Raw genomic sequence first — 23,366 nt, forward strand, 5'->3', positions numbered from 1 at the left:
GATACATATTATATGTACGAAGGCATTTCATTTACACAAGATTCTTGACGCTACCACAAAGACAGGAACAACTCGTCATATTTTTGCAATAAAAAAGCGGTAAAACTGCTATTACGTTCCTTTTAGTTTACAATGGAAACAGATGGGAGGTTTTAATAATGAGTGAAATGGTCTTTTTTAATCCAGGTGATGCAATTGCCAGCGATCACGATTTTAATGCAGCTTTGCGTAGTGCAGAAATCTTTCACCGTAAACAAAAGCAACATGAATTAATGATTGTTAAAGAAGAAAACGGCAAAACTTACGCTGTTTTTAATGCCACTGACGCTCAAACTGATGCATCGGCTCAAACTAATCGCTACCAAATCGCAAAGCAAATGCCAAAAACGACATTTCATTAACACCGTCAGCCATTGTTTAAAATAGTTTGCATATCGGCAGGCAATTTACTAGTAAATTGCCGCTTTTTTTGCGCAAAAGGATCATAAAAAGTTAACTGATAAGCATGCAAGGCTTGACGCTGAATGCCAAGTGTCATCGGGCCACCATACAATTCATCTCCTAATAACGGATGCCCGCTAGCACTGAAATGAACGCGAATTTGATGCGTCCGCCCTGTCAGTAATTTAACGCTAACTAAAGTAGCTTGCCTTAACGCACTCACTTGCCAATATTCCGTCTTTGCTGGTTTGCCTGTAGCCATAACTTGGCGATAAATGGCATGGTCTACTCGGCCAATTGGTTGTGTCATTAAGCCATGAGCAGTTGCTAAATGACCTGCAATAATTGCATAATACCGTTTATCCAATTTTTGATCAGCCAGTTGCCGCGCTAATAAACTATGCGCAAAACGGTGGCGGGCAACTAATACAAGGCCACTGGTAAAACGATCTAGACGTGTCACAATGTGTGGTAACGTTTCTACAGCGTTTTGTGCCAACAACCAACCTTGAATCCGATTTAACAACGTATCTGTCTGATTGGTTGGTCCAGGAATACTAGCTAATCCAGCCGGTTTATCAATAATTAGCCAATTAGCATCCGCGTAGATTACGGTTAGCGGACCTGAACTAGCTTTAAGCGGGGTTGCACGCTTTTCCGGTGGCAGCTCAATAGTAATCTGATCACCTTGTTGAACCCTTGCACCAGTTGAAGCCGCAAATTGCTGGTTAATTAAAATTTTACCAGTGTGCGTCACTTGCTTAAATAAACGTCCACTGACGCCATGGCGTTGCAAAAAATAGCGTACTTTTTCCGGCGTTGCATCTTGTTTATCCCAAGTAAATTTCAAAATTAGCACCTACCCATCCTTTGATATGATTTTACACCTATTTGATTTTGTCTAAACCAACATTAAAAATAGCGCAATTATTAAGAAACGCTCAGAAAAAAGCAGAGCGTCCATCCTAGTCAGCACAACACATTAATTCCCTTTAAGCTCAATCAGATTAGAGGCGTTTTCCCAAGAATGAGAATGCTTTCTTTTCCCTATACAGCCAAGAAAAGTTTCAGTATAATGAAGGCAATTTATAAAAAAGGTGAGTGAATAAAATGGCAAATGAATTCCCACAAGTTTTAACGATCGCTGGCTCTGATAGTGATGGCAGCGCGGGGATGGAAGCGGACCTGCATACCTTTTTTGTACGGCATGTCTACGGTATGGCAGTTGTCACTGCCTGCGTCGCTGGTAATTCTTATGGCATCCACGCTAGTCACCCTTTGCCTGTTGATTTTATCGATCAAGAATTCAAAGACATTGCCGATGATTTTAAAGTGTTAGCTTGCAAAACCGGCATGTTAGCAGACAGTGAACTAATCAACTGCGTGGTTAAAAATTACAAGAAATATGATTTAGGCCCACTAGTACTTGACCCTGTTATTATGACAAAACATGGTGCGATGTTACTAGAAGAAAGTGCTTATGCCACTTTGCGCAGCCAATTATTGCCGCTAGCCACTGTTTTGACCCCTAACTTTTTTGAAGCAGAAAAGTTAGCTGAAATGACAATTAAAAATGATGCGGACATGGAAACAGCTGCTCATAAGCTACAAAAAATGGGAGCCAAAAACGTGATGATTAAAGGTCAGCACCATGACCAAAATCAAACTGAAGTCCGTGACTTTGCCCTTTTAGAATCCGGTAAATCATTCTGGCTCAGCGCACCGTACGTTAATACAGAACATGTGAATGGTACAGGCGATTCACTATCAGCTTGTATCACCGCAGAAATTGGTAAAGGCAACAGCATTGAAAGTGCAATTAAAACTGCGAAAAAATTTGTCAATGCTGCGATTGCTAACGAAATTGCCGTTGGCCATAAGTTCGGACCAATCAACCATTGGGCTTACCAAGATTAAATGTTTAACTAAGTCTTGCAGTTACTAAAATTATCTGCTATGATTGCTCCTTATGAAGTACATAGCACTTTAATTTTTGCATAAAGAGAGGTCTTCAACGTGTGTTGGAAATTTTGGCGTAACGTTGCGATCAGCGCAATTTTATTCCTCTTTATTTTACCCATTATTGAATTAACCTGGCAAATTGCGTTATTCAAAATTATTGTAACCAGCCTAGCTGGTTTAGTTCTACTGACTAGTATCTTCTACTTTGAAGACCGCGCCGGGCTATTAACGGATCAGCCTAAAAACAATCATAGGTAAGTGCCAACTAACGAACGTTTCACATCAGTGAAGCGTTCGTTTTTATTTAAGGATATGAATATTTTATTGCTCTCGCAACTGCTGGTAACGCCGCCAAATTTTTAGCTGAACCTTAGGCTGAGCAAGATGAGTAAAATCTGTTGGCTTAACAATGTTGCCGCGAAAATAACTAAGATCAGGTATACTTGGTAATTCTGCATATAACAACGTCAGTACCCATTTTTGGTGAGTGAATGTATGGGTAACCGGCTTGCCACCCAATGGTGCTAACGTTAACGGAATTTGAGTTTCAGCAGTAAAACGTTTAGTTGCTAACGTTACTAATTGCGACAATAACGGCGGTGTTTCTTGATCTGCTAAATCAGTCCATTTCAATAACGGCACCGTCCATAAATCCGCCAGCATCCCTTTTGCTGGCCGCTGCTCCATTAGATAGCCAGCAGGTGTTTGAATCACTAAGGCAAAATAATCTATCGGAACAGGCGGTTTCTTTTTAGTCCGTACCGGATAGGCCATTTCTTTACCATCTAAATAAGCTTGGTTAAAATCACGAACAGGCGAATTGGCAGTATCCGGATTTTTAGCCGTCATATAGCTTGAACCTAAATCCATAATGGCTTGGTTAAAATCACCTGGTCGCTCCGGTGAAATCACTTCTTTAATCACATCATAAAAAATTTTTCTGCTCTGTGGCTTGGTAATGTCTGCCTCAATTTCAAACAATCGGGAAAAAACACGAAAAGCATTCCCATCAATTGCTGGTTCCGGTTGATTAAACGCAATGCTTGCAATCGCGCCAGCTGTATAAGGACCGATTCCTGCTAATTTAGTTAATTCTTTTGCAGTTTGGGGCCATTTTCCTTGATAATCAATCATAATTTGCTGTGCCGCTTTTTGCATATTACGTGCCCGCGAATAATAACCTAAACCAGCCCATAATTGTAATAATTTTGCTTCCGGTGCTGCTGCCAAATCAGCTACAGTGGGAAAAGCCGCCATAAAGCGCTGGTAATAAGGAATCACCGTATTCACCTGAGTTTGCTGCAACATAATTTCAGACACCCAAATGTGATACGGCTCTTTATCTTTACGCCAAGGCAAATCCCGTTTTTCACGATCATACCAGTCTAATAATGCCTGTCGAAAGGCAACAATTTTTTCCCGTGACCACTGTTGCATGCGCCCACCCCTTCACTAACATTGAACTACTAGCCTTAACTATAGCTAAATTAATGTCTGTTCGCAATTATCCGATACATCATTTACCTTAATTAGAAATAAATTTTTTAATTTTCAGAAATTACCTGGTGCCGACTTGGTGATGGCAGTATCAACCAACAGACAATCGCCGCAATTAATAAGCCTAACCCACCAATCACACCAGTTAAGTTAGGTCCAAGCAATGAATTGACTGGTACAGCTGCATCACTAAATAAAAATTGCGGAGAAAATTTATCAATGGCATTTAAAGTTGCGTGTGCTAAAATTACCGGCCATAGTGACTGTGTACTGAAATATAGCAGACTTAAAATCGTCCCAACCGTGAAACATACTAACAATTGTGCCAATACTGGTAATAAAGCGTGCGCTTGCTGATAATTAAATCCCAGCCAAATAACAGGAGCATGCCACAAACCCCAAATCAAATTAGTGAATAAAGTCGCTTGACGCGGCGAATAAATGATTCTTAATTTCGGCAGTAAATAACCGCGCCATGCAAATTCTTCACCAAAACATTGTAATAAGCCACCCAACGGATTCAACACAATGGCTAAAGGGATGGTAGTTACTAAAAATTGGCGATAAGCTGAAAAATGATGTATGCCTTCTTGTTGTGCGACCGCACTAGCCAAAGGTTGAAAATCATCTGGATAAATCAAAAAATAAATTAAACTGCCAATAAACGCCAAACCAATGATTCCTAACCAGGCAAACAAATAGGCACGCCAATGTTGCTTGAACTTAAAAGCCAATGCTAGATTCTGTCGTCCCTCATGAGTAAAAAAACGCGTTAGCAACACACTAACCAGCGGGGTAAACATCAATAATACTAACCAACCAACAGCTTTTTTCTGCGCATAAAAATAACTAACCAGTAACAAAAATAATAAGCTTAGCCCTAAAAATAAACCCACCCTTTTTTTAACTGCAACCATGAAACCGCCCCCTTAACTAATATGTTACCTGTTTCGCCACTAATTCTAATGCAGCCTACGGTGGATTATTTTTCAGACTATTGGTGTAAAAAAACTAAAAAAGAGATTGGCAATGACCAATCTCTTTTTTATCTTTAGAAATTTCAATTAGTTAAACTCAACTTTCTTGCCACCACAACTTCACCAAGGCCTGTGTTCCTGCATTTCCTTGTTTTTGATCATCGACTAACTGCCGGTATAATTCGGCTGCTGCTTTGGTAGCTGGTAAATTTAATTGGTGTTTGTCAGCTTCTTCCAACGCAATACGTAAATCTTTCAAAAAATGTTTTGCAAAAAATCCAGGCGTGTAATCCTGTGCTAAAATTCTCGGTGCATAATTGGATAAGCTCCAATTAGCCGCGCTACCAGCACCAACTGTTTTGATGATCGCAGGTAACGCTAAGCCAACTTCTTTAGCATACACTAACATTTCTGTCATCCCAGTCATAGTCCCTGCTATCATAATTTGGTTAGCCATTTTAGCATGCTGACCTTTACCGGCATTACCAAATAAATGATTACTTTGGCCAATAACGTCAAACAATGGCAGTAATTGCTGATATGTTTCTTGTTGACCCCCAACCATGATGGTCAACGTCCCATTTTTTGCGCCAATATCACCACCGGAAACTGGTGCATCTAAGGCATAACACTTTTTAGCTGCTGCTGTGGTAGCAATTTTTTCTGCCAATGTTGGCGTACTTGTGGTCATGTCAACGACAATTTTTCCGGCACTGATACCGGCAAAAATGCCTTCTTCACCATAGTAAATAGCTTCAACGTCTTGAGGGTAGCCTACCATCGATAAGATAATATCATTGTTTTGCGCGACAGCACTAGGCGTTTTTGCCCAAGTTGCACCATTTTCTAGAACCGTTTTTGCGTGTGCCTTAGTCCGATTAAAAACCGTAACGGGGTAACCCGCTTTCAATAGATTATTAATAATACCAGTACCCATGACCCCTGTACCAATAAAGCCAATTTTCTTCATCTTTTTCACTCCTTTAAATGATCAAACATAACACTACTATCAGTTTAACATCAGGCCTAGGTAATAGTTGCAAAATTTAGAAAAACTGCTATATTAAACTCAATTACTGAAGAAAGGGACGATCTTGTGAAAAGAAAATTACGCAACTTACTCCAAGTGATTGAAGATCACGGCGATAGCAGTGACAAGCTGGCACAACCTAATGTACTAGAATACAAATTTGCAGCCCAACCGCTTTTTATTGACGACTTGATCATCGACAGTAATGTGTTTGATTTAATTAAAGTTTATGCGGATCCTGATCCTGCCACTGCAAGTGTCCCAATCGATGAGGTGCCGCAATTTTTTACAACAATGTTCCAAAAAACAAGTTCAGCTGCAAAACAAGCTTACCAAGATAACATCACAAACCAAAGTCGAATTGTCATTAATCTGGAATTAGTTTCAGAAGGCCAACACGAAGTTGGTGTACTCCAATTTAAATTTTGGTAGCTAATTGATTATTGGTAAATTAAACGACTTAAACGGTAACTCAAATCTGGTAATATTTGATTAACATTAGCTACCATTTGATAGGGTAACGGTAATCGTAAGATTTTAGCATCATGAAAAGTTCGCCGGACAATTTTTCTGGCGACTTTTTTTGGTGCTAATTGTTGTTTTGCGACTAATTTTACCAGTAACGGCCACGGCTTTAAATCAGGTGCTATCACCTGCGCGAAATGCCCCGTATTTAATAATGTGGGCAAAACAGTCACTAAATGAATGCGTGTTCTTGCTAATTCGAATTGGCTGCCACGAGCAAAACCCAATAATGCCGCTTTGCTAGCTGAATGAAAGGCACTATAGGGCAACGTTAACTCAGCGCCAGCAGACGCAATGTTAATCAGAAAACTAGCCGCCGGATCATGTTGATGCATACGAATAAAATATTGACTTAACGTTAACGGCACTAACGTATTAAGCCGTAAAATCCGTTGGCCGGCAGTTTGTGGCTGCTGTGCAACTGTACCAAAGCCGGATAACGCCGCGCTATTAACCAAAACATCTGGTACGCCACAATGCTGCACACAACGTTGCCAAACGAATTGTGCTTGCCCTTCTTCCAATAAATCAACGGCTAAAATCGCAACTTTTCCCCTGGTTAACCGCGCCGCTTGCCGGGCAACCCGCTCTAATTTTGTCCGCTGCCGACCGACTAACACTAAATTCAAATGCCGCCGAGCAAATTCATAGGCTAACTGTTCACCTAGACCCGCTGATGCCCCAGTAATCAATGCTAAACGAACCATCATCGTCCCTCCTTTTCTATGATAATCAAAGTGTAGCATGATCTGCCATTGAATTGTTGAAAAATTGCAGTAATAAATAAATGTACGTCATCAGGTGTTAATTCATTTTCAGATAACATTCATAAGTAAAAAGCGACTGCAACAAACGTATTAAGATTGTTGCAGTCGTTCTTTATTTATTTTCAACTGTCATTTGTGGCGAATGATTTTCTTCCAGAAATTGGTATAATAAAAGTTCCATAATGATAATCAAGGAAACTTGTGACCCCATATTCACATTATTCATTTTTAATTCGTCACTAAAATAATAAAGATTGTGATCACTCATATTTTGAATAGCATTTTTATCCGCAGATGTAATTGAAATGATGGCCGCATACTGGCATTCTCGTTTAATTGTATATAAATTTTCAATTAATTCCGTATCCTCTCCAGAATAATCGAAAACAAAGATCAAATCGTCTTTTTTAATCATTTGATAAGCCAATAAACGTTCTTCATAATTCTCCGGAAAAACAACTAAAAACCCATTAATTGTGTAAAGATAGTTAATGTATTTTGCGGCGAATTTACTAAATCCCTTAGCAAAGAAGAATAATTTTGGCTTTTTAATTAGTAAATGCGAAATTTGCCGGAATTTATGTGCGTCTAAAACGCGAACTGTCTCTTCAATATTTTTTAAATATTCAGTTCGATATTGCTCCTGACGTTGAACCATCATTTGTTTAGCACCATCACTCTTTTCTTCAATCTCCGTAAACTTTAGAACAGTGGTAAATTCACTGTAGCCAGAAAAACCAATCTTCCGGACAAAACGCAAAAAAGTGGTTGTGGAAACATAGCATAATGATGAAACTTCACGAATACTTTTATTGTTAATTTCACTCATGTGCTGAATGACAAAATTTAATAATTTATACTCTGTTTTATTTAAAGCATCAACGTGGGGTTCTATTATTTTATAAAAATTCATAAATACTCCTAACTTGGAACGCCAAGTATTAGTGAATGAAGGTTGCCACCACCCAATAATAATTCTCGCGCATAAATTGGTTCAATAGCATGATCAGGATATAACTTTGTATATAATGCAATGGCAGCATCATCTTGTTCATCATGAAAAATAGGTAAAAAAACTGCCGAGTTTGCCACATATGCATTCACATAGCTAGCTGTTAAACGATCACTAGGATAGCGCGGTAAAAGTCCATTGACAGCATCTACACCGTTACTTTCTTCTTGGGTAGCGTATAACGGCCGGGGCAATAATACCTTATGAATTTTTAACTGCCTGCCTTGAGCGTCGAATGCTTGACTAAGAATGTGGTACGCGTTATGACAAACTGCAAACATTGGATCAGTCTTATCCTCTGTCCAAGACAACGCAACTACCCCCGGTTTAATAAATACTGCTAGATTATCAACATCACCGTTGGTTTCATCCATATAATAACCGTATCTAAGCCAAATGATCTTAGTGACATTGAAGTAGCGTTGAAAGTACGTTTCTACTTTATCTTTTCTTATTTGGCCATTCCTACCTTCAGATAAAACAGATGCTTCCACGGCTAACAATGTTCCTTCACCATCTGTTTGATAGCCACAACCCTCTAAAACTAAATTGGCCTGATAATAATCAAAATCATCTAAATCAGCTAATTTCTTGGTAATTAGTAAATCCTGATCCCAGGGAAAATATAAACCATCAACTAGGCCGCCCCAAGCATTAAATTGCCAATCCACTAATCTAATTTTTGCCTGTTGATTCATTAAATAAGCAGGCCCGGTATCACGAATCCACACGTCATCAAAACTCATTTCTAATACTTTTACCGAAGGAGGTAAACTGGCGCGTGCATTTTGGTACTGTTTTTGCGAAACCAACATGGTGACTGGTTCATACTGGCTTAATTTACTAGCAATCTCAGCAAATACGGCTTGAGCCGGTTTAGCACCATTGCGCCAATTATCCGCCCGTTCTGGCCACATCATGTAAGCTTTAGTGTGTCGATACCAATCTGGCACTAAATGAAAATCATCATTTCTTGGTAAAGAGTTTAATTTTTGCATCTCATGACTCCAAATTCTTAATGTTTGTCTTCCATCACGGTACAATGACAGTGCCCTGTTCACCTTTGATAATCGCATTGACATCCGCTAATGCACCAATGATAGCTGGCCGCTTTGTCCGTTTTACAAAACTGATTGCAGCTTCTACTTTGGGCAGCATACTGCCAGCCGCGAAACTTTGGTCTGCAATGTGCTGTTCGATTTCTTTCACCGTTACGCGTTTAACCTTAATTTGATTGGGTGTGCCAAAATGATAAAAAACACCAGCAACTGAAGTTAAGATAATTAATTTATCCGCATTAATTAATTCCGCAATTTTTGCAGCACTAAAATCTTTATCAATAACAGCTTCTTGCCCGACTAATTTTTGTTGTTTTTTAACGACTGGTACACCACCACCGCCTGCCACGATCGGAATAACTTGATTATCCAACAACGTTTTAATCGCTGGATATTCCTGAATTGCAATGGGTTTGGGGGATGGTACTACTCTGCGATAACCACGACCAGCATCCGCAACAAACTGCCAATCAGGATGTACTTTTTGTAACTGATCCAACTGTGATGTTGAATAAAAAGGTCCAATTGGCTTAGACGGATGGTTAAATGCAGGATCATTTTCGGCAACAAGTACTTGAGTCACTAAAGTCACGACAGTGCGATTGAAACCGTGTGCTAATAACGCCATCTGTAGGGCATTTTGAAACCAATAGCCAATACTGCCTTCAGTCATCGCACCTACAGTATCTAGTGGCATTGCAGGATTACTTTTACTATTTGTATAAAGCTGTTGTAAAAGCAGATTACCAACTTGCGGTCCATTTCCGTGCGTGACCACTAACTGATCGCCATTAAGAACAAATTGAACCAAAGCAGCGGCTGTTTTCTGAACTGCTTTTTGTTGCGCTGCCGCAGAAGCATCTGTCGTTAAAATTGCGTTGCCACCTAAAGCAACTAAAATTTTTTGATTTGTCATCTTTCCACCTACTTTTAAATAATAGAAAGGAGAGTGTTTGCAAACAATACTCTCCTTTCGTGAATCAACTTAACTTATTCTACTTATACCGTAATCTTAACCTAGTTAATCGGTACTTGCTGAGTAATGCAGTGAATGTTACCGCCACCCAGTAAAATTTCTCGTGCTGGTACACCAACAACTTTGCGTTTCGGATAAAGCGAGGCCAATACCTTTTGTGCATTTTCATCCATGGGATCACCAAAAGTTGGAAAAACAATACCACCGTTTGCGGTGTAATAATTAACGTAACTAGCAGCTAAGCGATCACCTTGTTGGCGAGGTAAAGTGCCAGCAACTGCATCAACACCATGACTTTCCTGCTCTGTAATCAGTACTGGTTTAGGGACATTTAATTTAATTACTTTTAATTTTCTTCCCTTAGCATCAGTGGCATTTTCAAGAATATTTAGATTTTCTTTTGAAATTTGATATTGGGGATCTGTTTTATCATCTGTCCAAGCTAACACGACAACACCTGGCTTAACAAAATTAGCAATATTATCCACGTGGCCGTTGGTTTCATCATTATAAATTCCTTGTTTGAGCCAAATAATTTTATCTAGATTTAATTGTGCTTTTAAAACCTCTTCTATTTGCGCTTTAGATAATTGTAGGTTGCGTCCCTTTGACAATAAACATTCTTCAGTTGTTATTAATGTTCCTTCCCCATCTACATGAATGGAACCGCCTTCTAAAACAAAATTATTTAACCGGTAGCGGTCAACATGTTCTAATTCCGCCATTTTATGCGCAATCCGATCATCTTTATCCCAAGGAAAATACAAACCGTCTACTAGGCCTCCCCATGCATTGAAAGTCCAGTCGATGGCCCGTAGTGTCCCTTGATCATTTTTAACAAACGTAGCCCCACAATCCCGGATCCAAGCATCATCATTAGATAATTCAACAACTTCTACATTACCTGGCAACATTTGGCAAGCGTTGTCATATTGATCATCATTAACACCAACCGTAACGTGTTCAAATTGTGAAATTGTAGCTGCAACTTTAGCAAATGTTTTTTGTGCCGGTTTACCGCCATCACGCCAGTTATCTGGTCGCTGTGGCCATAGAATATAAACACCTTTATGCGCTTCAAACTCACCTGGCATTCTGAAGCCATCTTTTTTCGGTGTACTGTTTAGTGTTTTCATTTTTATCATCCTTTCTTAACAGATCGTTGCGCCCGTTTTTCCGCAAAACGGACAATAACTTCACCTAAAATAATTGTGATAATGGTTCCAATTAAAATGGGCAGTTTACTTGTTATTTCCGCATGACTGCCATTCAGTGGCACAATGGTCATGATAATTGTTGTAATGAGCAACAATTCTGGTACCCAAGTGACCAAATTAATCATTAATTTATTCCCAGAAACTTTAAAGGGACGCTTTTTTTCTGGCTGCAATTGCCGTAACTTGATAAATGCCGGAAACATTAAAGTGTAAGACAATAGCAACGCCACAACATTTAGCGAGAAAAAGGCCCAAAAAATATCTTGGTTGGGAATAAATGGCGCGATAATAACTAAAATCGTTGCAACTATACCATTTAAATAACCTGTACCAACTGGCATCTTATTTTTATCTTCTTTACCAAAAATCTGCGGAAGTGCGCCGTCTTTAGCTGCGTAATCAGATACAATGTTGACACCTAATGCCCAAGAAACCATTTCGGAAGCTAACGTATACAAGAAAAAAACACCAATCAAAATAACGAACCAATTCATTTTACCAAGCAACAAAATAAAACTATCTAACAAACCACTTGAAGGTGATAATTTAGCTGCTGGTATGGCAACACCCATACTAAACGCAGCTAATAAATATAATAACGCAATTAAAACACCGCCAAAAATCATGGCTTTAGGAATTTGTTTTTGTGGATTATCCATGTTGCCAGACATTGTCGCCACAACTTCAAAACCCAAGAAGTTAAAAATAATCACAGACAAATTGCTTAAACTTGAGCCATTTAAATGTGGCAATAAGTTTGCCCCGCTTAAATCGTTTGCAACGCCTTTAGTAGCAGCAACATAAATACCTAAACAAGTCAGTGATGCGATAATAAAGATTTTAGCAAAAGCTGCTAAATCAATAATGAATTTGCTTTCTGCCACTGGTTTATTACCTAGTATCACCACTAACCAAACAAAAGCCAATTGAATTAGCATCGAACCCCAAATACTTAACTTCATCTGGAAAATCGTACCAATTACCTGAGAAAACAAAACTGCCAAGCTTGCCATCCAAATTGGATAATTAATCCAGTATAACCAAGCTAACCGGCCACCCCAACGTGTTCCAAAAGCTTCTTTTACCCAATCATATAAACCACCATCACCAGTATAAGTGGTTCCTAATTCAGATGAAATTAAGCCATATGGTAAGAAAAAGAAAACTAATAAAAAGATCCACCAAAAGAACTGCGATGGGCCAATCGCCGCAGCAGGTGCTGCAGACTCGACTACCATGATAACAACAACTGACATTAAAACGGCGTCAAATAAATGAAACCCTTTTTTCTTCAATTTTGAACACCTCGAATTCAATTTATTAGTTAATCAGTTGCGTCATCAGTTAAGTTCAAAATCAGTCTTTTCAACCTCGGACTATTTAATGCATCTAAAGCCTTTTCATTATAATCAATCGCTGGTGCCAGTAAATAAACTAATAGCGCTCTCATTGCGGTCAAACGATTTTCTGCTTGGTCCCACGCAATTGAAGCTGGAGAATCAAGAACCTCGTCTGTCACTTCTTCACCACGATTAGCGGGTAAGCAATGCATAAATCTAGTGTTAGCACCAGCTAATTGCATTAATTTCGTGTTAACCTGATACTTCGGATAAAATAGTTTCATGCGTTCATCATAAGATAATGGGCTTTCGTATAAGCCATACCAAACATCTGTATAAATGAAGTCTGCACCAGCTAAAGCTTTTTGAGCATCATCAGTGATCTCAACACTGCCGCCAGAAAACTTAGCACTAGCTGTTGCAATCGCCAATTGCTTTTTAGGAACTTGGTGACCTTTTGGACCGAACTGGACAAATTTCATTCCCATTTTTGCTGCCATAAACATGGTTGATACACAAACCTGAGTGGCATCACCCATAAAAACAATTTTACAGTCACTAAGTCTTTTGCCAGAAGGTAAATGCTCAGTCATAGTAATAATGTCGCCCATTTCTTGTGTTGGATGATTATAATCACTCATACCGTTTAATACAGGAACAGTTGCAGTTTCAGCCAATCTTTTTACCATGGCATGTTTGGCAACTCGCGCCATCAAAATATCAACCAGTCGAGATAAAACAATTGCAGTATCCCCTAGTGATTCACTTTCTGAACTGCCAAGGTGAATTTGTCCAGGTGCCAAATACTGAGCGTGACCACCTAATTGTGTCATCGCGGTTTCAAAAGAAACTCGTGTTCTAGTAGATGATTCTTCAAAAATCATCCCTAGCGTTTTATGTTTCAATAACTGCGGATAATTACCACGCTTAATTTCTGTTTTAATTTGGATCCCTAAGTTAATTAAATATTGAATTTCTCGCTTAGTATACTGATTAGTGTCAATAAAATCTTTTTTCATCTTTAACATCTCCATTTTTAATTGATTACTCGAGTAATGCTTACAGATGCAATATAGTTCATCTGTATTAATTTGGGAATGCTTTTTAGCGCTTCTGAAGTCCGAACGCACACGTTGTATTTTGTTACATTTTATGGAATTTATTACATTGTGCTTTTTAAGCATAAAAATGCCCACAATAAAAAAACAACTAGGTTTAAATCCCTAGTTGTTTTTATAAAAATAAAGCTGAATAGATTAGTAATAAATTGAGAAAAACCAATAATTGCCAAGTAGCAAAGCTGTACTAGAAACTATTGTACTTACAGTCCGTTACTTCTTATGGGTCTCAGTTTCATCCGTGCGTAAAACAGCCATGAAAGCTTCTTGGGGCACTTCTACAGAACCAATTTGTTTCATACGCTTTTTACCTTTTTTCTGTTTTTCCAGTAATTTACGTTTACGCGAAATGTCACCGCCATAACATTTAGCCAGTACGTTTTTCCGCAGTGCTTTAATGTTGGCCCGCGCAATAATTTTATTGCCAATTGCCGCTTGCACCGGTACTTCAAATTGTTGGCGCGGAATCAATTTCCGTAGTTTATCGACAATTTCACGTCCTCGCTCAGCGGCAAAATCTTGGTGAACAATGCTGCTTAAAGCATCCACTGACTCCCCATTTAATAAAATATCCATTTTAACTAATTTACTTTGCCGGTACCCTTCGATTTCATAATCTAACGAAGCGTAGCCTTTAGTGCTGGATTTTAATTTATCAAAAAAATCATAAACAATTTCAGATAATGGTAAATGATAAATCACATTCACCCGGTTGTTGTTTAAATATTCCATAGTATCAAACTCACCACGTTTTGCCTGAGCTAGTTCCATGACAGCCCCCACGAACTCACTGGGGACCATAATTGATGCATGAACAAATGGTTCTTCAATGCTATCAATGGTCCCTGGATCCGGCATTTCTGATGGATTAGCAACCTCTTTTTGCGTACCGTCGGCTAAATTGGCATGGTAAATCACTGATGGTGCTGTGGTGATTAAATCAAGGTCAAACTCTCGCTCTAAACGTTCTTGAATAACATCCATGTGCAATAACCCTAAAAAGCCACAACGAAAACCAAATCCCAAAGCTTCTGAGGTTTCTGGTTCAAACGTCAAAGCGGCATCGTTTAAGCGCAATTTTTCCAAAGACTCCCGCAGTTCATTGTATTTTGAAGAATCTACAGGATACAGGCCACAGTACACCATTGGTTTCATTTTCCGGTAGCCGCGAACCGCCTTTTGCGCAGGATTATCCACTAAAGTTAGCGTATCACCCACTTCAGTGTCTTGGATAGTTTTAATACTAGCGGTTAAATAGCCAACGTCTCCAGCCATTAAATAATCCCGTTTTACAGCTTTAGGTGACATCACGCCGACTTCTGTCACTTCAAAAGTCTTACCGTTTTGCATCAATTTGATTTGATCGCCAGGTTTTACAACCCCTTCAAAAACACGGATGCTCAAAACAACGCCACGGTAACTATCATAAACAGAATCAAAAATTAATGCCTTTAACGGCGCAGTTAAATCGCCACTAGGTGCAGGAATATCAGTAATAATACGTTCCAGCATGTCTTCAATCCCAATACCCTGCTTAGCGCTAGCTAAAACGGCATCATCTGCTTCAATACCGATATCATTTTCGATTTCAGCTTTAACCCGATCTGGATCCGCCGCTGGTAAATCAATTTTATTGATTACTGGAATAATTTCTAAATCATTATCAATTGCGAGGTAAACGTTAGCTAGTGTTTGTGCTTCCACACCTTGCGCAGCGTCAACCACCAAAATTGCCCCTTCGCAGGCAGCTAAACTGCGGGAAACTTCATAGGAAAAGTCCACGTGACCAGGAGTATCAATTAAGTGAAACGTATAAGTCTGCCCATTTTTTGCATGATAAGCCAACTCAACGGCATTTAACTTAATGGTAATCCCGCGTTCCCGCTCTAAATCCATAGTATCTAATATTTGTGCTTCCATATTGCGCTTAGCAACGGTATGCGTTAATTCTAATATTCGATCCGCTAAAGTTGATTTGCCATGATCGATGTGGGCAACAATTGAAAAATTCCGAATATGCTTTTGTCTTTCCTGCATTGCTTTAATATCCATTATCTTGCCTACTTTCTCATGCTTGCCGAAACAAGCCACTGCCTTAAATTATAGCAAGCTCTTTGGCTCCGTGCAATTATCGTTGACTAGTAATATGACTAGCCAGCTAATTGCTCATAAATTCACGATTTAAACTAAAAAAACGCACGCTACAAATTAAGTAACGCGCGTTAGCAATTTACTTCTTATGCTTGCCAAACAATTTATCGAATAAACTACCTTCTGTTTCTGACATGCTCTGCCCACTAGCTGTTGCAAAAGCTTTTAGTGCTTCTTTTTGTTTACCATTTAAATGTTTTGGCGTCACAACTTTTACTTTGACGTGTTGGTCGCCGCGACCATTACCCCGCAAGCGCGGTGCGCCTTGGCCACGTAATCGGAAAGTTGTGTTGGTTTGCGTTCCAGCAGGGACCTTCAACTTAACTTTACCACTAACCGTATCAACTTGTAACTCGTCCCCTAAAGCCGCTTGGACAAAGCTGATCGGTACTTCTAGATAGATCTCTGGACCATCACGCTGGAATTTTTTGCTCGGTGCAACCCGGAAAACAATGAATAAGTCCCCATACGGGCCACCATTTTCCCCGGCTTCACCTTGTTCAGAAAGCCGCATCTGCTGACCGTCTTCAACACCGGCCGGTACTTTTACTTTAACGCTATGCCGTTCTTCTTCATGACCTGAACCATGGCAAGTTGGGCATTTTTGTTTAATTTCTTTACCAGTACCATGACATACATCACAAACTTCACGTGTTTGCATCCGACCTAACGGCGTTTGCCGTGTGATCTGAATGTATCCAGAACCGTGACATTTATGACAAGTCTCCGGCGAAGTTCCTGGTTTAGCACCAGTACCATTACAAGTATGGCAAGTTGCCTCACGCGTATAAGAAATGGTTGTTTCTTTACCAAAAATTGCTTCTTTGAAAGTCAAATCCATTTGATATTGTAAATCTGAGCCTTGCCGCGGTGCATTAGGATTAGCTTGTTGCCGGCCGCCGCCAAAGAATTGGCTGAAAATATCATCAAAGCCACCGAAACTTTGACCACCACCAAAGCCACCAAAATCTTGGCCACCGAAGCTACCAAAACCACCTTGGCCTTGGGGACCGGCTGAACCAAATTGATCATACTGCGCACGTTTATCTTTATCGCCTAAAACTTCATAAGCTTGCGAGATCTCCTTAAACTTTTCTTCCGCGCCAGGCGCTTTGTTTAAGTCGGGATGGTATTTTTTTGACAGCTTACGGTAGGCGTGTTTAATTTCGTCTTGTGAGGCATCACGACTGACCCCCAAAACTTTATAATAATCTTTACTATCCGCCATGCGTGTTAAGAACCTCCTAGAAATTAGCGTCAATCACGACGCTCCGTTGCCTTAAAAAGCTTCATCAAGCATACCATAGATTAAATAAAAAGCCAAAAGCCGCAATGGCTTTGGCTTTTTGTTTAACTCAAGGTAAAAATTTAATTACTTTTTATCTTTATCAGGATCAACTTCTTCAAAGTCACCGTCAACGGTCTTGCCATCATCTTTGTTGGCACTACCATTGTTATCAGCACCTGATTGACCGCCTTTTGCGCCACCATTTGCCTTTTGGTCTTTAGCAGCTTGTTCATACATCTTAACGGATAAGTCCTGAACAATCTTATTTAGCGCATCGCGTTTGGACTTCATTTCCTCTAAGTTATCTTCTTGTTGTGCTTTCTTCAAAGCATCCTTGGCATCTTGTGCCTTCTTGATTTCGTCTTCGGAAACTTTACCCTTTAATTCTTTTAAGGTCTTATCAGTTGTAAAGAGTAGTTGCTCTACTTCATTACGTAAGTCAACTTCCTCTTTCTTCTTCTTATCCGCATCCGCATTTTCTTCGGCTTCTTTACGCATCTTTTCGATTTCTTCATCAGAAAGGCCAGAAGAACTCTTGATCGTGATCTTTTGTTCTTTCTTAGTACCCATATCCTTAGCAGAAACATTAACGATCCCATTTTTATCAATATCGAACTTAACTTCGATCTGTGGAACGCCACGTGGTGCCGGTGGAATATCCGTTAATTGGAAACGACCAAGTGTTTTGTCATCTGCTGCCATTGGCCGTTCACCTTGCAAAACGTGAATGTCAACAGCTGGTTGGTTATCCGCAGCAGTTGAGAAAACTTGGGATTTGCTAGTTGGAATAGTTGTATTCCGGTCAATTAACTTAGTGAAGACACCACCCATGGTTTCAATTCCTAATGATAATGGCGTAACGTCTAACAAGACGACATCCTTAACATCACCAGAAATAACACCACCTTGCACAGCAGCACCTAAGGCAACCGCTTCGTCAGGGTTAATGGAATGATCAGGTTCCTTGCCAGTCCATTTCTTAACAGCTTCTTGAACTGCCGGTGTCCGGGTAGAACCACCATTTAAAATAACTTTGTCAATGTCGTCAATGCTTAATTTTGCATCACTTAACGCATTGTCCAATGGTCCCTTAGTTTTAGCAACTAAGTCAGCTGTCATTTCATCAAATTGTGCTCGTGTTAATGTTTTTTCCAAATGTAATGGACCATTATCACCGGCAGAGATAAATGGTAAACTGATTTGTGCTTCAGAAACACCTGATAGGTCTTTCTTAGCTTTTTCTGCAGCATCCTTCAAGCGTTGCAATGCCATTTTATCTTTAGACAAGTCAATGCCATTATCCTTCTTAAATTCAGCAACTAACCAATCAATGATCTTTTGGTCAAAGTCATCGCCACCTAGGCTAGTATCACCATTAGTCGATAACACTTCAAAAACACCATCGCCTAATTCAAGGACAGAAACATCAAATGTCCCACCGCCAAGGTCATAAACCAAGATTTTTTCATCAGCATCGCCTTTATCCAAACCGTAAGCTAATGAAGATGCAGTTGGTTCGTTGATAATCCGTTTTACATTTAAACCAGCAATTTTACCAGCATCTTTAGTGGCTTGCCGTTGACCATCATTAAAGTAAGCTGGAACTGTAATAACAGCGTCTTTAACTTCTTCACCCAAGTAATCTTCAGAGAATTTCTTGATGTATTGTAAAATCATCGCTGAGATTTCTTGAGGAGTATAAGATTTATCGCCAACTTTTACTTTATATCCTGGTTCACCAATGTGCCGCTTAATGGATGCAACAGTATTTGGGTTCGTGATAGCTTGCCGCTTAGCAACTTCCCCAACTTGTACTTCACCATTTTTAAAAGCAACAACAGACGGTGTTGTCCGATTGCCTTCTGGGTTTGTAATAATTTTTGGTTCTTTACCTTCAAGAACAGCAACCGCTGAGTTAGTTGTCCCTAAGTCAATACCAATAACTTTTGCCATAGATTCTAACCTCTTTTACTTATTTTTAATTTTATTGTGCGACAACGACCATCGCTGGGCGTAAGACGCGATCTTTAAGCTTGTAGCCCTTTTGCAATACTTTGACTACAGTTTCAGGCTTTTGATCACCTTCCACAGCAACTGTTTGCACAGCTTGGTGGATGGTCGGATCAAAGGTTTGATTCATCGCGGTGATTTCAATGATTTGATGATCTTTTAAAGCACGCTCTAAATGATCATAAACCATTTCCACACCTTTTTTCAATTGTTTACCATTTTGATCGCTAGCTTCAACTGCTAAAGCACGTTCTAAATTATCCATCACTGGCAAAATGCTTTTTGCTAAATCTTGCCCTTCATACTTTAACAATTGTTCCCGCTCTTTTTTGAAACGCGCATTCATATTTTGAATTTCTGCTTCCGCCCGAAGATATTTATCCTCAGTCGCTTCAGCCTGCGCTTTCAACTTTTTAATCTGTTCAGCTTGTTCATCAGTAGCTGGTTTTGCTTTAGCTTGCGTACTAGCTGCTGCCTGATCATTAGAATCTGTTGTTGCTGAAGCAGTTGTCTGCTTTGCACTATCGGTCGATTTTGCTGCCGCAGACTTTGCTGTACTTTTTCCAGCATCCAGATCCTTTTCTGATGGATATTCTGGATTCTGCGCTAATGATTCATCAGCTGCTGTCTGTTTCTTTTTAGCCAAACAAATTCACCTCCACATGATTACTCTTCCCCGCGATGGGCATAATAATCAGTTATTTTTTTTGCCAATTCTTCACGAAAAACATCAAGTAAACCGATCATTCGTGAGTACGGCATGCTTGTGGGCCCTAATAATGCGATTGTGCCTTTGCCATGTTCACCAACATCATAAGTGGCAGTGATTAAACTAAAATTACGCAATAAATTGCTGGTTGTTAGTTCATCACCTAAGCGGACTTCAATCGCTTGATCTGGGACACCAATCAACTTGGCTAAGTCTGCATCCTGATCAATTAATGCATAAAGTGATTTTAACTGATCAACATTTTTAACTGTGGCTGGATTGATTAGATTCATTTTCCCATCAACATAAAAACGCTCACGAGCCGCTTTTTTCAAAACATTGCCGAAGATATTCAGAAAGCCGGTCGGCGTAATCATGTAATGAGCTAATAGTTGCGGAATATCACTGTGTAATTTTTTAATGACTTCCGTCAAAGGTAATCCAACTAATTGGTCATTAATGATGTGAATCGCTTTTTCCAAACTGTCACTATCCAACTCACGCGGTACATTGAAGATTTGGTTTTCAACCGTCCCGCTATCTGTCACCAAAATGGCGATGACTTGATGGTCACCTAAAGGAACTAGACGAAAACCAGTCAAACGCGTATCACGTAATTCGGGTCCTAGTGAAATTGCCGTATAACTAGTCAAACTAGAAAGTATTTTAGCTGATTGGGCAATGATTTGATCGATCTGCAGGTAACTTTGATTAAAAGAAGCCTCAATTACCGCTAAATCATTGGCATCAACACTACTTGGTTCCACTAGATGATCTAAATAATAACGGTACCCTTTAGTAGATGGGACCCGCCCAGAAGACAAATGCGTTTTTTCAATTAACCCTAATTCTTCTAAATGAGCCATTTCATTACGCACTGTCGCTGAGCTAACGTGCATTGGCAGTTGAATTAATAACTTTTTTGAACCGACAGGCTGACCATTTTCTGTATACAAACGAATGATCTCTTTCAAGATAACCAGTTGGCGCTTGGTCAGCATGCGAACCACCTCTTTTAGCACTTAATGCATTTGAGTGCTAACACAATTATTAATATAACAAGTTCACTGCTTTAAGTCAAGATAACAGTCCCTTTTTCCATTAAAAACAAGGTAGTCAGCCTAAATTGACCAATTTGCGTATTTTGTTTGACCATTACGTCCTAACCAACAAACTTTAAGTATCACTATCTAACAAAAATGCTTGGAAAACTTCATTACCGAGAAACTCACCGCGCCGAGTTAACCAAATGTGCTGATGGTCCTCTGCTAACAAACCACGAGCGACTAAGCGACGAATGACATTACCATATAAACTAGCCATCGAAAAGCCAAACTTAGTTGCAAACTGTTGCTTATTAACACCAGCCTTCATCCTCAAGCCTAAAAATAGTTGCTCTTCAATTTGTTCGCTGCGTGGCAATACATGACGTCGAAAAACCGGTACGCGCCCAGCGTGTAATGGTGTTAAATACTGTTGAATTGGACCAAAATTTTGATAACGCGTTTTGCCTAAGTAACCACTAGCACCAGCACCAAAACCAAAATATTGCTGGTTGCGCCAATAAATTAGATTATGCTGAGATTCATACCCCGGTTGCGCAAAATTACTAATTTCATATTGCTGCCGGCCAGCAGCGCTAAATTTATTTAAAGCCAACGCGTACATATCCGCTTCAGTATCTTGGGAAGGCAATGGCAATCTTCCTCGGCGCATTAAATTATAAAAAACTGTTTGCCGTTCTAAAATTAATGAATAAGTTGAATAGTGGGGTAAATCTAAGGCTATAGCTTGATCTAAACTAGCCGCAAAATCTGCTTGGGTTTGTTTAGGCAATTTAAAAATTAGATCAATGCTGATATTATCAAAACCAACTTTCCGCGCATTAGCAATTGCTTGATAAACATCTGCACTACGATGTGTCCGACCAATTCGCTTTAAAATATCATCATTAAAGGACTGTACCCCAATACTTAATCGGTTAACACCATTGGCAAATAAAACTTTTAGTTTGTCTGTTGTCAACAGATCATTAGGATTTGCTTCAAAGGTAAATTCACCGCCAGAAAAGGGGAGAATTTCGCGCATACCACTGAGCAATCGCTCTAATTGCTTAACTGTTAATGCGCTTGGCGTACCACCACCAATATAAAGTGTATTCAACTTTTTCTCGGGATAAGCTGCTGTAACTAGCCTCATTTCCTTTAATAAACAAGTAATGTAATCATCGACTGGTTGCCCTGCTAAAAATACTTTGTTGAAATTACAGTAATAACAAATGTGCTGGCAAAATGGAATGTGAACGTAAGCGCCGGTAGTCATAGTGCCACCTGCCCGCTATGAGTTGCAAAATAATCACGTGTGTGCTGTTTATCTTGTTTTAACTGGTTCACTAAGCCAGCAGCATTGGCAAATCTGATTTCACCACGTAAACGGGAAAACCAAGCAACTTCAACGTGTTCCCCGTACACCATCTGTGAAAAATCTAGTAGATAAATCTCTAAAGTTACCGCGCGGTCAGCCCCAAAAGTGACATTGCGGCCGACAGAAGCCATTGCGGCATACCATTGTCCCATCAATTTAACCTTTACCGCATAAACACCAATCCCAGGAATTCGTAGTGCTGGATTAACATGGAGATTCAAAGTCGGAAAACCAATTTTTCTTCCCCGCGCTTCACCATGAACCACGACACCAGAAATCCGGTAAGGATAGCCCAACAACGCTTTAGCTAGATCAACATCCCCTGCAGTCACTGCTTGCCGAATCCGAGTTGAACTAATTTTACTAGCATCTTTTTGCTGTTTGGCCACTTTAACCACTTCGAACCGGTGATTAGCATAATGCGGCAAATCTTGCATCGTCGCCTTCTCTGGTCCAAATGTATAATCAAAACCAGCAACAACTACTTTCGCATGTAAACCGACAATGTATTGTTCAACAAATTCTTGTGGTGACAACGCACCAAACGCTGATGTGAACTCAACTATGTAAAGGTAATCCACCCCTAGATCTGCCATTAATTCTGCTTTAGTTTGCTGAAGCGTTAAATATTTCATCTGCTCGCTATCCAAACGCCGAAAAACAATTCCTGGGTGCTGATTAAACGTCATCACCGCCAGCGGTAATTGGCGTTGATGGGCAATTGCTGCCGCCTGTTTAATCACTGCTTGATGTCCACGGTGAACACCATCAAAAAAACCCAATGCTAAAACTAGGGGCTGCGCAATAATCTGTTGTTGGGAATAAGGATGGTGGATCCGAATAATCTGCATAACTGAAACTCCT

General features: G+C 39.7%; 22 protein-coding genes. 4 read left to right on the top strand and 18 right to left on the bottom strand.

Annotated elements, in window-relative coordinates:
* Nucleotides 1-158: 158 nt before the first annotated feature.
* A complete protein-coding gene (locus tag FC24_RS00250) occupies nucleotides 159-401 on the top strand; it encodes a hypothetical protein (RefSeq protein WP_057872868.1) in 243 nt (80 codons plus the stop codon).
* Nucleotides 402-406: 5 nt separating this feature from the next.
* Here FC24_RS00250 and FC24_RS00255 read toward each other — a convergent pair whose 3' ends face one another.
* Nucleotides 407-1,300 (bottom strand): RluA family pseudouridine synthase, encoded by an 894-nt coding sequence (locus tag FC24_RS00255; protein WP_235807279.1) that lies wholly within the window; start codon nucleotides 1,298-1,300, stop codon nucleotides 407-409.
* Between the two features lie 251 nt (nucleotides 1,301-1,551).
* Between FC24_RS00255 and thiD the strand changes: the two genes are divergently transcribed.
* Both thiD and FC24_RS00265 read left to right on the top strand, forming a co-directional pair.
* Entirely contained in the window at nucleotides 1,552-2,358 is an 807-nt protein-coding gene (gene thiD, locus FC24_RS00260; RefSeq protein WP_057872869.1) for a bifunctional hydroxymethylpyrimidine kinase/phosphomethylpyrimidine kinase, read from the top strand.
* A gap of 99 nt (nucleotides 2,359-2,457) precedes the next feature.
* Complete coding sequence (locus FC24_RS00265; RefSeq protein WP_057872870.1) at nucleotides 2,458-2,661, top strand: hypothetical protein; 204 nt, start codon at nucleotides 2,458-2,460, stop codon at nucleotides 2,659-2,661.
* 63 nt (nucleotides 2,662-2,724) lie between these two features.
* Here the strand turns inward: FC24_RS00265 and mutY are convergent, their stop codons facing one another.
* From mutY to FC24_RS00280, 3 genes are all read right to left on the bottom strand, one after another.
* Entirely contained in the window at nucleotides 2,725-3,840 is a 1,116-nt protein-coding gene (gene mutY / locus FC24_RS00270) for an A/G-specific adenine glycosylase (RefSeq protein WP_057872871.1), read from the bottom strand.
* A gap of 107 nt (nucleotides 3,841-3,947) precedes the next feature.
* Nucleotides 3,948-4,817, bottom strand: coding sequence for a CPBP family intramembrane glutamic endopeptidase (locus FC24_RS00275; protein ID WP_057872872.1), 870 nt, complete (start codon nucleotides 4,815-4,817; stop codon nucleotides 3,948-3,950).
* Between the two features lie 157 nt (nucleotides 4,818-4,974).
* A complete protein-coding gene (locus tag FC24_RS00280) occupies nucleotides 4,975-5,847 on the bottom strand; it encodes an NAD(P)-dependent oxidoreductase (RefSeq protein WP_057872873.1) in 873 nt (290 codons plus the stop codon).
* A 126-nt stretch (nucleotides 5,848-5,973) separates the two neighbouring features.
* On the opposite strand from FC24_RS00280, the gene FC24_RS00285 reads away from it, so the two are divergent.
* Entirely contained in the window at nucleotides 5,974-6,339 is a 366-nt protein-coding gene (locus tag FC24_RS00285) for a hypothetical protein (protein WP_057872874.1), read from the top strand.
* Nucleotides 6,340-6,347: 8 nt separating this feature from the next.
* Here the strand turns inward: FC24_RS00285 and FC24_RS00290 are convergent, their stop codons facing one another.
* The 14 genes from FC24_RS00290 to ribF all read right to left on the bottom strand — a co-directional run bounded on the left by FC24_RS00290 (nucleotide 6,348) and on the right by ribF (nucleotide 23,353).
* Entirely contained in the window at nucleotides 6,348-7,139 is a 792-nt protein-coding gene (locus FC24_RS00290; RefSeq protein ID WP_057872875.1) for an SDR family NAD(P)-dependent oxidoreductase, read from the bottom strand.
* A gap of 172 nt (nucleotides 7,140-7,311) precedes the next feature.
* Nucleotides 7,312-8,112 carry a MurR/RpiR family transcriptional regulator gene (locus tag FC24_RS00295; protein WP_057872876.1) on the bottom strand — a complete coding sequence of 267 codons (801 nt, stop codon included), beginning with the start codon at nucleotides 8,110-8,112 and terminating at the stop codon, nucleotides 7,312-7,314.
* Between the two features lie 8 nt (nucleotides 8,113-8,120).
* A complete protein-coding gene (gene aguA / locus FC24_RS00300) occupies nucleotides 8,121-9,209 on the bottom strand; it encodes an agmatine deiminase (RefSeq protein WP_057872877.1) in 1,089 nt (362 codons plus the stop codon).
* A 34-nt stretch (nucleotides 9,210-9,243) separates the two neighbouring features.
* Nucleotides 9,244-10,185 carry a carbamate kinase gene (arcC, locus tag FC24_RS00305; protein WP_057872878.1) on the bottom strand — a complete coding sequence of 314 codons (942 nt, stop codon included), beginning with the start codon at nucleotides 10,183-10,185 and terminating at the stop codon, nucleotides 9,244-9,246.
* A 101-nt stretch (nucleotides 10,186-10,286) separates the two neighbouring features.
* Nucleotides 10,287-11,381 (bottom strand): agmatine deiminase, encoded by a 1,095-nt coding sequence (gene aguA / locus FC24_RS00310; protein ID WP_057872879.1) that lies wholly within the window; start codon nucleotides 11,379-11,381, stop codon nucleotides 10,287-10,289.
* Between the two features lie 5 nt (nucleotides 11,382-11,386).
* Complete coding sequence (locus FC24_RS00315; protein ID WP_268872290.1) at nucleotides 11,387-12,757, bottom strand: APC family permease; 1,371 nt, start codon at nucleotides 12,755-12,757, stop codon at nucleotides 11,387-11,389.
* A gap of 29 nt (nucleotides 12,758-12,786) precedes the next feature.
* Nucleotides 12,787-13,821 carry a putrescine carbamoyltransferase gene (gene ptcA / locus FC24_RS00320; protein WP_057872880.1) on the bottom strand — a complete coding sequence of 345 codons (1,035 nt, stop codon included), beginning with the start codon at nucleotides 13,819-13,821 and terminating at the stop codon, nucleotides 12,787-12,789.
* Nucleotides 13,822-14,133: 312 nt separating this feature from the next.
* A complete protein-coding gene (gene lepA / locus FC24_RS00325; RefSeq protein WP_057872881.1) occupies nucleotides 14,134-15,972 on the bottom strand; it encodes a translation elongation factor 4 in 1,839 nt (612 codons plus the stop codon).
* A 178-nt stretch (nucleotides 15,973-16,150) separates the two neighbouring features.
* Complete coding sequence (gene dnaJ, locus FC24_RS00330; RefSeq protein ID WP_057872882.1) at nucleotides 16,151-17,299, bottom strand: molecular chaperone DnaJ; 1,149 nt, start codon at nucleotides 17,297-17,299, stop codon at nucleotides 16,151-16,153.
* Nucleotides 17,300-17,443: 144 nt separating this feature from the next.
* Nucleotides 17,444-19,312 carry a molecular chaperone DnaK gene (gene dnaK, locus FC24_RS00335; protein ID WP_057872883.1) on the bottom strand — a complete coding sequence of 623 codons (1,869 nt, stop codon included), beginning with the start codon at nucleotides 19,310-19,312 and terminating at the stop codon, nucleotides 17,444-17,446.
* Between the two features lie 31 nt (nucleotides 19,313-19,343).
* Nucleotides 19,344-19,943 (bottom strand): nucleotide exchange factor GrpE, encoded by a 600-nt coding sequence (gene grpE, locus FC24_RS00340; protein WP_420805243.1) that lies wholly within the window; start codon nucleotides 19,941-19,943, stop codon nucleotides 19,344-19,346.
* A gap of 92 nt (nucleotides 19,944-20,035) precedes the next feature.
* Complete coding sequence (gene hrcA, locus FC24_RS00345) at nucleotides 20,036-21,079, bottom strand: heat-inducible transcriptional repressor HrcA (protein WP_057872885.1); 1,044 nt, start codon at nucleotides 21,077-21,079, stop codon at nucleotides 20,036-20,038.
* 175 nt (nucleotides 21,080-21,254) lie between these two features.
* On the bottom strand, nucleotides 21,255-22,400 hold the full coding sequence (gene hemW / locus FC24_RS00350) for a radical SAM family heme chaperone HemW (RefSeq protein ID WP_057872886.1): 1,146 nt from the start codon (nucleotides 22,398-22,400) through the stop codon (nucleotides 21,255-21,257).
* Nucleotides 22,397-23,353, bottom strand: a complete 957-nt coding sequence (ribF, locus tag FC24_RS00355) for a riboflavin biosynthesis protein RibF (protein ID WP_057872887.1) — start codon at nucleotides 23,351-23,353, stop codon at nucleotides 22,397-22,399. Before ribF ends, hemW begins: the two co-directional genes overlap by 4 nt.
* Between the last annotated feature and the right edge of the window lie 13 nt (nucleotides 23,354-23,366).

It is taken from the genome of Loigolactobacillus rennini DSM 20253, assembly GCF_001436505.1.
Lineage (GTDB): Bacteria > Bacillota > Bacilli > Lactobacillales > Lactobacillaceae > Loigolactobacillus > Loigolactobacillus rennini.

Bases quoted from the DNA above. Each gene is read 5' to 3' on its own strand.
- mutY (WP_057872871.1), bottom strand. From the start codon at position 3,840: ATGCAACAGTGGTCACGGGAAAAAATTGTTGCCTTTCGACAGGCATTA.
- dnaJ (WP_057872882.1), bottom strand. From the start codon at position 17,299: ATGGCGGATAGTAAAGATTATTATAAAGTTTTGGGGGTCAGTCGTGAT.
- aguA (WP_057872879.1), bottom strand. From the start codon at position 11,381: ATGAAAACACTAAACAGTACACCGAAAAAAGATGGCTTCAGAATGCCA.
- FC24_RS00250 (WP_057872868.1), top strand. From the start codon at position 159: ATGAGTGAAATGGTCTTTTTTAATCCAGGTGATGCAATTGCCAGCGAT.
- arcC (WP_057872878.1), bottom strand. From the start codon at position 10,185: ATGACAAATCAAAAAATTTTAGTTGCTTTAGGTGGCAACGCAATTTTA.
- FC24_RS00275 (WP_057872872.1), bottom strand. From the start codon at position 4,817: ATGGTTGCAGTTAAAAAAAGGGTGGGTTTATTTTTAGGGCTAAGCTTA.
- ribF (WP_057872887.1), bottom strand. From the start codon at position 23,353: ATGCAGATTATTCGGATCCACCATCCTTATTCCCAACAACAGATTATT.
- FC24_RS00295 (WP_057872876.1), bottom strand. From the start codon at position 8,112: ATGAATTTTTATAAAATAATAGAACCCCACGTTGATGCTTTAAATAAA.
- aguA (WP_057872877.1), bottom strand. From the start codon at position 9,209: ATGCAAAAATTAAACTCTTTACCAAGAAATGATGATTTTCATTTAGTG.
- FC24_RS00280 (WP_057872873.1), bottom strand. From the start codon at position 5,847: ATGAAGAAAATTGGCTTTATTGGTACAGGGGTCATGGGTACTGGTATT.
- FC24_RS00290 (WP_057872875.1), bottom strand. From the start codon at position 7,139: ATGGTTCGTTTAGCATTGATTACTGGGGCATCAGCGGGTCTAGGTGAA.
- hrcA (WP_057872885.1), bottom strand. From the start codon at position 21,079: ATGCTGACCAAGCGCCAACTGGTTATCTTGAAAGAGATCATTCGTTTG.
- hemW (WP_057872886.1), bottom strand. From the start codon at position 22,400: ATGACTACCGGCGCTTACGTTCACATTCCATTTTGCCAGCACATTTGT.
- lepA (WP_057872881.1), bottom strand. From the start codon at position 15,972: ATGGATATTAAAGCAATGCAGGAAAGACAAAAGCATATTCGGAATTTT.
- ptcA (WP_057872880.1), bottom strand. From the start codon at position 13,821: ATGAAAAAAGATTTTATTGACACTAATCAGTATACTAAGCGAGAAATT.
- dnaK (WP_057872883.1), bottom strand. From the start codon at position 19,312: ATGGCAAAAGTTATTGGTATTGACTTAGGGACAACTAACTCAGCGGTT.
- thiD (WP_057872869.1), top strand. From the start codon at position 1,552: ATGGCAAATGAATTCCCACAAGTTTTAACGATCGCTGGCTCTGATAGT.